Origin of the sequence: Acidocella sp. MX-AZ02 (assembly GCF_000306035.1) — a bacterium.
Classification (GTDB): Bacteria; Pseudomonadota; Alphaproteobacteria; order Acetobacterales; family Acetobacteraceae; genus Acidocella; species Acidocella facilis.
The window spans coordinates 299,017-306,484 of record NZ_JH976208.1 but is presented as its reverse complement, the minus strand read 5'-3'; the positions used below and the strand labels follow the sequence as shown (position 1 = coordinate 306,484).

General features: G+C 63.2%; 10 protein-coding genes. 8 read left to right on the top strand and 2 right to left on the bottom strand.

Translation table 11 applies throughout. The features are described from left to right. The 3 genes from MXAZACID_RS20100 to MXAZACID_RS09730 form a co-directional block, all read left to right on the top strand. The coding region (locus MXAZACID_RS20100) for a thioredoxin family protein (protein ID WP_008494130.1) at positions 1–351 on the top strand (351 nt) is incomplete at its 5' end. An 82-nt stretch (positions 352–433) separates the two neighbouring features. Further along, on the top strand, positions 434–1,093 hold the full coding sequence (locus MXAZACID_RS09735; RefSeq protein ID WP_008494129.1) for a class I SAM-dependent methyltransferase: 660 nt from the start codon (positions 434–436) through the stop codon (positions 1,091–1,093). 5 nt (positions 1,094–1,098) lie between these two features. Continuing rightward, the gene (locus tag MXAZACID_RS09730; protein WP_008494128.1) at positions 1,099–1,482 is read left to right on the top strand and encodes a lysozyme inhibitor LprI family protein; all 384 of its coding nucleotides are present in this window, start codon (positions 1,099–1,101) and stop codon (positions 1,480–1,482) included. A 2-nt stretch (positions 1,483–1,484) separates the two neighbouring features. Here the strand turns inward: MXAZACID_RS09730 and MXAZACID_RS09725 are convergent, their stop codons facing one another. Further along, the gene (locus tag MXAZACID_RS09725; protein WP_008494127.1) at positions 1,485–1,742 is read right to left on the bottom strand and encodes an usg protein; all 258 of its coding nucleotides are present in this window, start codon (positions 1,740–1,742) and stop codon (positions 1,485–1,487) included. A 269-nt stretch (positions 1,743–2,011) separates the two neighbouring features. Between MXAZACID_RS09725 and groES the strand changes: the two genes are divergently transcribed. From groES to MXAZACID_RS09710, 3 genes are all read left to right on the top strand, one after another. Beyond that, complete coding sequence (gene groES, locus MXAZACID_RS09720; protein WP_008494126.1) at positions 2,012–2,305, top strand: co-chaperone GroES; 294 nt, start codon at positions 2,012–2,014, stop codon at positions 2,303–2,305. Positions 2,306–2,369: 64 nt separating this feature from the next. After that, positions 2,370–4,016 (top strand): chaperonin GroEL, encoded by a 1,647-nt coding sequence (gene groL / locus MXAZACID_RS09715; protein ID WP_008494125.1) that lies wholly within the window; start codon positions 2,370–2,372, stop codon positions 4,014–4,016. Between the two features lie 101 nt (positions 4,017–4,117). Continuing rightward, on the top strand, positions 4,118–4,657 hold the full coding sequence (locus MXAZACID_RS09710) for a hypothetical protein (protein ID WP_144052736.1): 540 nt from the start codon (positions 4,118–4,120) through the stop codon (positions 4,655–4,657). 104 nt (positions 4,658–4,761) lie between these two features. On the opposite strand, the gene MXAZACID_RS09705 is transcribed toward MXAZACID_RS09710, so the two are convergent. Further along, positions 4,762–5,247, bottom strand: a complete 486-nt coding sequence (locus MXAZACID_RS09705; protein WP_144052735.1) for a hypothetical protein — start codon at positions 5,245–5,247, stop codon at positions 4,762–4,764. Between the two features lie 200 nt (positions 5,248–5,447). Between MXAZACID_RS09705 and MXAZACID_RS09700 the strand changes: the two genes are divergently transcribed. Continuing rightward, entirely contained in the window at positions 5,448–6,440 is a 993-nt protein-coding gene (locus MXAZACID_RS09700; RefSeq protein ID WP_008494121.1) for a radical SAM protein, read from the top strand. Next, on the top strand, positions 6,440–7,468 hold a 1,029-nt coding region (locus MXAZACID_RS09695), incomplete at its 3' end, for a hypothetical protein (protein ID WP_008494120.1). The genes MXAZACID_RS09700 and MXAZACID_RS09695, both read left to right, overlap by 1 nt.

Here is a 7,468-nt window from a genome sequence, read left to right as displayed (position 1 = left end):
GCCAGCCTCACCTTGCCCGGCGCGCAGCCTTACAGCGCCGCGCTGCTGGCGCAGCTGCGGGCGCAGCACCGGCCGGTCTTCATCGACCTCACCGCCGCCTGGTGCATCACCTGCCAGGTGAATGAGCGCACCACGCTGGAAGCCGCGCCAGTGCGGGATCTGTTCAAGGACAAGCATGTCGCGCTGCTGGTGGGGGACTGGACCAACCGCGACCCGGCCATCACCGCCTTGCTGACGGCCAGCCACCGCGCCGGCGTGCCGCTCTATCTCTATTATCCGCCGGGCGGCGCGGCGGCGATTTTGCCGCAAATCCTCACCCCCGGCATCGTGAAAGCGGCGCTGCAAGGTTAAAAAACCTTTACGGCCATTGCGCCTGAGCCCAATCCGCGCAAAATTCGGTTACGATAAAATGACAGGCGTCAAGGACTTGAGGATGCAGGATGTCTCCGGCGCGGCGCTGTCCGGCCCACGCGCGAAACTGGATGCTGACAGCATCAAAGCCACCTATTCACGCTACGCGAAATCCTATGACAGCTGGTTCGGGCTGGTCTCGGGCCACGCGCGCCGCGCGGCGGTGGCAGCGGTGAACGCGGCCCCCGGCGCCAAGGTGCTGGAGGTGGGGGTGGGCACCGGGCTGGCGCTGCCGCTCTACAGCCCGGCCAAGCGCATCACCGGCATTGATTTGTCGGACGACATGCTGAACATCGCCCGCGACCGCGTGGCCGAGATGGGGCTGCGCCATGTCGAGGCGCTGGAAGAGATGGACGCGCAGGCGACCAGCTTCGAGGATGGCAGCTTCGATGTCGCGGTGGCGATGTTCGTCGCCTCCGTGGTGCCGGACCCGCGGGCTTTGGTGGCGGAGCTGCGCCGGGTGGTGAAGCCGGGCGGGCGGATTTTGTTCGTCAACCATTTCGCCCGCGAGTCGGGGCCGATCTGGTGGATCGAGCGCGCCATGGCCCCGGCCTCGAAGCCGCTGGGCTGGCACCCGGATTTCCGGCTGGACCATATGTTCAAGGCCGCCGACCTCGCCCAGGCGCGGATCACGGATATGCGGCCGATCGGGCTGTTCCGGCTGGTGGAGCTGGTGCGCTAACCGCCATGCGCGGCATCATCCTGGTGGCTGGCCTGCTGCTGACCGGCCCGGCTTTGGCGCAGAACTGCGCCGACACGCAGACACAGACGGATCTGAATATCTGCTCCTATCAGGCGTTCCAGACCGCGGATGCGGCGCTGAATGCCAGCTACCGCACGCTGATGGCGAAACTCTCCCCGGCCGGCCAGACCGGCCTGCGCGAGGCCGAGCGCGACTGGGTTGCTTACCGCGACGCGCAATGCGGCTTCGAAACGATGGGCACGCAAGGCGGGAGCATCCACCCGCTGGTGCTCAATCAGTGCGAAACGGCGTTGACCCAGGCCCAGACCAGGCGGCTGGAAGCGCAGCTGCACTGCCAGGAGGGCGATGTCAGCTGCGGCGGCCAATAAAGCTAATGCAGCGTCAGCAGCTGGGCGTTGCGCCAGCCGGCGGGCTTGATCAGCTCCGCCTGGCCGACGCGAACCGAATGCAGCTTGCCATCCAGGTTGGCGGCCCAGAAATCCAGGAATTTATGCAAGGCGGGGAATTTCGGCGCGAGATCAAGCTCCTGCCAGATATAGCTCTGCAACAGGCCCGGATGGTCCGGCAGATGATAGAGGATCTCAGCGGTGGTCAGGCGGTAGTCGCGCATCTGCAAGGCAAGGGACATGCTTGGCACTCTCTCTTGAAGTCAGTGTTGGCAATCCCCGGGGTTTCACCAGACTGCCACACACAGCCCCCTGCTGCGCAACTATAATCTTCAACGAAACCAGCAACTTAGCACTCAAAACCGGGAAGTGCTGCCGTTCTTGACTTACACTGCCGGCACAGGCTACATCTCTGGCACTCCTTCCAATGGAGTGCTAACAGCCGCGGTGCCGCACGATTGGGCCGGACAGGCTGGGAAGCTTTTAAGACATAATGTTTAGGAGCGATCATATGGCGAATTTCCGCCCCCTGCACGACCGCGTCGTCGTTCGTCGCATCACCCCCGAGGAAAAGACCGCGGGCGGCATCATCATCCCCGACACCGCCAAGGAAAAGCCGCAGGAAGGTGAAGTTGTCGCTGCCGGTTCCGGTGTGCGCAACGAGGCCGGCGTGCTGGTCGCGCTGGACGTCAAGGCGGGTGACCGCGTGCTGTTCGGCAAATGGTCCGGCACCGAGGTCAAGCTGAACGGCGAAGACCTGCTGATCATGAAAGAATCCGATATTCTCGGGATCGTCGCGGCCTGATTTTGAATGGTGGCCTTGAGGCCGCCGTCATCAGACGCTCAATTCAATTCAAGGAGCTAAACACATGGCTGCTAAAGATGTCCGTTTTGGTTCCGACGCGCGCGACCGCATGCTGCGCGGCGTCGATACCCTCGCCAACGCCGTCAAGGTGACGCTGGGCCCGAAGGGCCGTAACGTCGTCATCGAGAAATCCTTCGGCGCCCCGCGCATTACCAAGGACGGCGTGTCCGTCGCCAAGGAAATCGAGCTGTCCGATAAGTTCGAGAATCTGGGCGCGCAGCTGATCCGCGAAGTCGCCTCCAAGACCAACGACCTGGCCGGCGACGGCACCACCACCGCGACCGTGCTGGCTCAGGCCATCGTGCGCGAGGGTGTCAAGGCCGTGGCTGCTGGCCTGAACCCGATGGATCTGCGCCGCGGCATCGACAAGGCGGTTACCGCCGTCGTGGAAGAGCTGAAGGCCCGCACCAAGAAGATCACCAACCCGTCCGAGACCGCGCAGGTTGGCACCATCTCCGCCAATGGCGAGACCGAGATCGGCGAGATGATCTCCAAGGCGATGCAGAAGGTCGGCAATGAGGGCGTGATCACGGTTGAGGAAGCCAAGGGCATCCAGACCGAGCTCGATGTCGTCGAGGGCATGCAGTTCGACCGCGGCTATGTCTCCCCGTACTTCATCACCAACCCGGAGAAGATGGTTGCGGACCTCGAGAGCCCGTACATCCTGATCTTCGAGAAGAAGCTCTCCCAGCTGCAGCCGATGCTGCCGCTGCTGGAAGCCGTGGTGCAGACCGGCAAGCCGCTGCTGATCATCGCCGAGGATGTCGAGGGCGAAGCCCTGGCCACCCTGGTCGTGAACAAGCTGCGTGGCGGCCTGAAGATCGCCGCCGTGAAGGCGCCGGGCTTCGGTGACCGCCGCAAGGCCATGCTGGAAGACATCGCCATCCTGACCGGTGGCCAGGTGATCTCCGAGGATTTGGGCATCAAGCTCGAGACCGTGACCCTGAACATGCTGGGCCGCGCCAAGAAGGTCCTCATCGAGAAGGAAAACACCACGATCGTCGAGGGTGTGGGCGCCAAGGAGGACATCACCGGCCGCGTCAACCAGATCCGCGCGCAGATCGAGGAGACCACCTCGGACTACGACCGTGAGAAGCTGCAGGAGCGTCTGGCGAAGCTGGCCGGCGGCGTTGCCGTCATCCGCGTCGGCGGTTCGTCCGAGGTTGAGGTGAAGGAGCGCAAGGACCGCGTCGACGACGCGCTGCATGCGACCCGCGCCGCCGTTGAAGAAGGCATCGTGCCGGGCGGCGGCGTCGCACTGGCCCGCGCCTCCAAGGTGCTGGACGGGCTGAAGGCCGAGAATAACGACCAGCAGACCGGCATCGAGATCATCCGCCGCGCCATCCAGGTGCCGCTGCGCCAGATCGCCGAGAACGCTGGTGAAGACGGTGCGGTCATCGCCGGCAAGGTGCTCGATAATAACGAGTACGTGTATGGCTACGACGCCCAGTCCGGCGAATTCAAGGACATGGTCGCCGCCGGCATCATCGACCCGACCAAGGTTGTGCGCACCGCCCTGCAGGACGCCGCCTCCGTGGCCGCTCTGATCATCACCACCGAAGCCGGTGTTGTTGAGCGCCCCGAGAAGAAGGCCCCGATGGGCGCCCCCGACATGGGCGGCATGGGCGGCATGGGCGGCATGGATTTCTAATCCAGCCCTCCAGGTTGAAACAGGAAACCCCGGCAGCGATGCCGGGGTTTTTTGTTGGGCGCGGCGCTGTTAGACAAGACACATCGAGCGAGGAGATGAGCGTGGCGGCGTGGCGTGGCGCATCGTTGAGAGCAGGGTTGGTGCTGACATGCCTGCTGGGGCCGTTGCAGGCGCGGGCGGCGTCTTGCGGGATATATGGCGCGGTTTATGAGCCCAGGCCGCAACCCGCCCTGCACGATCCGGACCAGCCAGCCTTCTATCGGCTGACCATCCGACACCAGACGGCGGCTGCGGCGGGGGCGCGTTGGGTGTTCCAGCTCTACACCCCCAACGGCAAAACCTTGCAGACCGAACTCGCCATGGACGAGACCTGCCCGAACGGCAAAGGGCTGTGCCAACTTGGGATTTCGGGGGATGCGGGGACATCCTCCGCCATCGTGACGTTACATCGCGATTTCAGCCCCGCCAACATGCAAGAGAACGCCCCCTACGCCATCATCCTACCCGGCTTCGCCGCTGCAAATTGGGTGTTTGCTAAATCCGATCCTGCGATGATGGCGATGCGATTTTTCGATAAATCCGACGCCTATCCGGATTTGAGCCAGGCGGTGACGTGGGTGCGGGTCGCGTGCGGAGGGTAGCCGCCCTGGGCTTCAGCTTCACGCCGACGCCATGAAGCTGATTATAGCCGACGCCGCCAATCCGTGAGTCAGCCTTCGCGGACGCCAGCAAGACAAACATCACCTTAGCGGCGCTTATGGGACGCGGGGAAAAAGCCTGCCGGCAAGGTGTAAAAGTCATTCCCATCGAGGCTTTGGTAGAGGGAGGATTTGCCGCCAGGACCTGACGCACCTGCCGTGCGCCAGAAATATAGCCCTGTCGGACATGGATCGGTAGGCGCTGGTTGGGTGGCCGCGGTGATTGCCGCCTTCACAAACGCAAGATAACGCGCCTGCCGTGGGTCCGATAAATCGGCCGCAATGCTCAACTTCGCATCAATATTAGCCTGTATGGACGCAGGTAAAGTCGGGTAGGTGTTAAACCCGGCAAACTGTACCCCAAAGCCCGCCGCTTTGATGATCTGCGTCAGCGTGGTCGCACCCGGCGCCCCAAACATCCCCGGGTGGCGCAAGCGATTTTCCAGAACGCACCGCATCAAACCCATCGCCTTGAGCGTTAATGTCGCCTCTTTGTGCGGGCCAGCCGCCTCATTGAGGAACAGATTTGCCATTGCGCCGGCGTCGGTCGTCGAAATCGGCATCGTAAAAAGCGATGTAACAGGTGATCCCATCGAGCTTTTTCTTGTTTCGATCGCCGGTTCATCTCACGGCCAAAGCTGATGAACAAGAGAGACGACAGAGCGTCACAATTTGAGTTTTTCACTGTTTTCTTTATTGTCTTGGTATTTCACCAGCCAGAAAGCCCCTCCGCGTGGATAAACCGACCCTTCCCGAGCGCCTCGATACTTTAGGAGCGGGCCTGCGCTTCGCCGGCAAGGCGATTTTCACGCGCTATACGCCGCTCCTGGCGCAGATGGTGGTGACGCGGCGCTGCAACCTGGCCTGCGGCTATTGCAATGAATATGACGATTTTTCGGCCCCCGTGCCGCTGGCGACCTTGATCGCGCAGGTGGACCACCTGGCGGATCTGGGCTGCGCCTCGCTCACCGTCACCGGCGGCGAGACGCTGCTGCACCCGGATCTGGACAAGGTGATCCGCCATGCCCGCGACAAGGGCATGATCGTGACCATGATCACCAACGGCTTCAAGCTCTCCAAAAGCTGGATCGAGCGGCTGAACGCGGCGAAGCTGCAGGGCATGCAGATCAGCATCGATAATCTGATCGCCGACGATATTTCGATGAAGAGCCTCTCGTCGGTGGAAGGGCGGCTGAAGCTGCTGCAGGAGCATGCGAAGTTCAATGTGAATGTGAACTCGGTGCTGGGTGTCACCGGTGAGCGCACGCAGGATGTGATCACCATCGCCGAGACCGCGGCGAAATACGGGTTCCAGCATTCGGTGGGCGTGCTGCACGACCATTCCGGGGCGCTGAAGGCGCTCTCGGACGCGCAGATGGCGGCGTACCGGAGGGTGACGGAGATTTCGCCCTCGATGGTGCACACGCTGAACTACAAGCTGTTCCAGAAGAACCTGATGCAGGGCAAGCCGAATGATTGGAAATGCCGGGCGGGGGCGCGCTATCTCTACATCACCGAGGATGGGCGGGTGCATTATTGCTCGCAGCAGCGCGGCTATCCGGCGAAACCGCTGCTGGAATACACGCGCGAGGACATTAAGCGCGAATACCATACCAAGAAGGATTGCGCGCCGACCTGCACGCTGAGCTGCGTGCACCAGATGAGCCTGTTCGACGGCTTCCGGGGCAAACAGCGCGAGGCGGATCTGAAGCCCGCTTTGGTCTGATGTATTCCGAACAGGATCTCGACGAAGCGGTTCAACACGGGGCGATCACCGCGCAAAATGCGGCGGCGCTGCGCGAGTTCGTCGCGGCGCGGCGGCAATTGCCGGCGGTGGATGAGGAATATGTCCGGCTGTTGAGCGGCTTCAACGATATTTTCGTCTCCATCGCCATCGCGCTGGTCGGCATCGCCACCTTCGTGCTGGCCGGGGATGCCTGGTCACGCGGGCTGGCGATGGCGGCGGAAGCCTGGGTGATGGCGGAGTATTTCACCCGCCGCCGGCGCATGGCGCTGCCGAGTATTTTGCTCCTGCTGATGTATGCGCAGGGTGTCGCGCTGCTGCTGATGCATGTGATTGGGGTTTATGTGGCCGATCATTTGCTGGCGTTTCTGCCTTATGGGCGGGTGGGAACCAAGAGCGGGCTATACCTCACCACCGGCTTTACCGCCGGGTTCGAGGCGCTGGCGATTTACGCGCATTGGTGGCGGTTCAAGGTGCCGATCACGGTGGCGGCCGGGTGCGGGGCCTTGGTTGGGCTGGTGGTGTTTCTGGCGCTGGGCTTCGCGCCGGGGCTGCTGCCTTATTGGCCCTGGCTGATGATCGCGGGCGGGCTGGCGGTGTTCGCGGTGGCGCTGTGGTGGGACATGTCGGACCGCGCCAGGATCACCCGCCGGGCGGATGTGGCGTTCTGGCTGCATCTGCTGGCCGCCCCCATGCTGGTGCATCCGGCGTTTTATCTGCTGGGGCTGTTGCAGGGCGGCGGCGATGCGGCGATGGCGGTGGCGCTGTACGCGGTGCTGGCAATGGTGGCGCTGCTGGTGGACCGGCGGGCCTTGCTGGTCTCGGCCCTTGGCTATGTGATTTATGCGCTGGCGCATGTGCTGCGCCAGTCCGGCAGCGAGGCGCAGAGCCTGGCGGTGACAGCGCTGATCGCCGGCTGCGCGCTGCTGTTATTGTCCGCCTTCTGGCACCGCGTAAGGGTCGCGCTGCTGCGCCTGCTCCCCGTTTCGCTAACCGCGAAACTCCCCGCG